Source organism: Dactylosporangium sp. NPDC050688 (assembly GCF_040654515.1).
GTDB lineage: Bacteria > Actinomycetota > Actinomycetes > Mycobacteriales > Micromonosporaceae > Dactylosporangium.
The window spans coordinates 1-1,671 of the sequence record NZ_JBFAIC010000178.1; the positions used below are offsets into that span (position 1 = coordinate 1).

Annotated in this window: 1 protein-coding gene; it reads right to left on the bottom strand. The window is 70.5% G+C overall.

Annotation, left to right across the window (positions count from 1 at the left end; translation table 11 throughout):
* Positions 1–102 precede the first annotated feature (102 nt).
* Entirely contained in the window at positions 103–1,614 is a 1,512-nt protein-coding gene (locus AB0H83_RS51810; protein ID WP_360111455.1) for a 4-hydroxyphenylacetate 3-hydroxylase N-terminal domain-containing protein, read from the bottom strand.
* Between the last annotated feature and the right edge of the window lie 57 nt (positions 1,615–1,671).

The following is a 1,671-nucleotide window of genomic DNA, read 5'->3' on the forward strand; positions in this document are numbered from 1 at the left end:
CGGCCGCCGCCTCGTACTCCCAGCCGACCGGCTCGGAGACGACGACGGCCTTGCCGTGCCGCCGCAGGGTCTCGAACGCGCCCCGCAGGTCCTGCCCCAAGGTCATCCTCGCACCGGGTCGAGCGCGTCGCCGGCCGGCGGGAGCGCCGTGTCGCGCAGCCCGCTCAGGTCGTAGCTGGCCAGCATCGTGTCGACGAGCCGGCTGCCCGCGCCGAAGTCGTAGGCGTCGTACATGCGCATCTTCACCACGAACGGAGCCCCCGCGTAGAACATCTCGTACTGGTGGTGCCGGCTGGCGAACTCCGAGCCGACCATGTCCCACACCAGCTTGAGCAGTTTGACGCGCTCCGTGGCGGGATATCCGGGAGATTGCACGAAGCGGTTCACGTCGGCGGCGATCGCCGGGTTGGCGAAGTCGTTGGCCGAGGACGGCAGCTGGATCAGCCCGCCGCCGCACAGGTCGCGGATCATCACCAGCAGCTTGGCGTACAGATCGGGCTGCAGTGCCATGTTGGCGAAGCACTCGGCCCGCCCGGGCCAGGCCACGCCGTGCTCGTCGACGATCGCGTGCTGCTCCTGGGCGAGCACCAGCCCGGTGACCGTGGCGACCTGCGCGGCCATCTCACCCAGCGCGCCCTTGACCGGCGGCAGGTTGACCGAGCCGTTCATCTGCGCGACCCGGTGCGCGAGGCCGATCAGGAACTCCAGCTTGGTCCAGAACCGGATCTGGGCCTGGTTGTTGCCCAGCAGATGCCCGGCGGTGGCGAACCACTGGCGCTTGACGACGTCGATGTTGCGGTAGGCGAACACGTGCTCCCACGGCACGAACACGTCGTCGTAGACGAGCAGCGAGTCGGTCTCGTCGAAGCGGGCGGTGACGGGGTAGTCGAAGAGGCTGGAGGAGGCCGCGGCGTAGGAGCGACGGGCGTAGATCTTCACGCCGGGCGCGCCGACCGGGATCATCGCGGCCAGTGCGTACGCCTCGTCGCCGGGCTGCAGCGGCGCGATGTTGCTCAGGTAGACGTAGTCGGAGATGGCGGTGCCGGTGCCGAGCATCTGCGCGCCGCGCACCACGATGCCGCCGTCGCGCTCGGCCACCACGCCCGCGTAGAGGTGCGGGTCGGCCTGCTGGTGCGCGGGTTTCGAGCGGTCGATCTGCGGCGGGAGGATGGTGTACGTCATGTACAGGTCCTCGTCGCGCGCCTTGGCCTGGAACGCCTCGACGTTGCGGGCGAAGTGCTCGCCGCCGGCGCCGAAGACGTGTGAGTGCCCGGCGAACCCGGCCAGGAACCCGGCCACGTGCTCCGGGCCGCGCCCCATCAGGCCGTAGGTCTGCTCCGCCATCGTCTTGAGCGCGATCCTGCGGCGGGTCAGGTCCGCCGGCGAGCGCGGGATGAGGTGGGCGAGGCTGACCGGCTCGCCGGTGGCCGGCGAGGCGAACGTGAGCTGGTCGCGGTTGGCCTTGTCGTCGACAGTGTCGTAGAGCGCGGCGACGGAGCGCACGGCGCCCTTGAACGCCGGGTGCCGGGTGATGTCGCCGACGAGCTCACCGTCGATGAAGACCTGGCGGCCGTCACGCAGCCCCTCGAGGTACTGGTCGCCGCTACGGGTCATCGGGCGCTCCCGTTGGCGGTGAGCGGGGCGGTGAGAGGCATGCGCGTCGTCTCCTGT

What these genes read in the sequence shown, in the direction of transcription:
- AB0H83_RS51810 (WP_360111455.1), bottom strand. Translation starts at nt 1,614, where the DNA reads ATGACCCGTAGCGGCGACCAGTACCTCGAGGGGCTGCGTGACGGCCGC.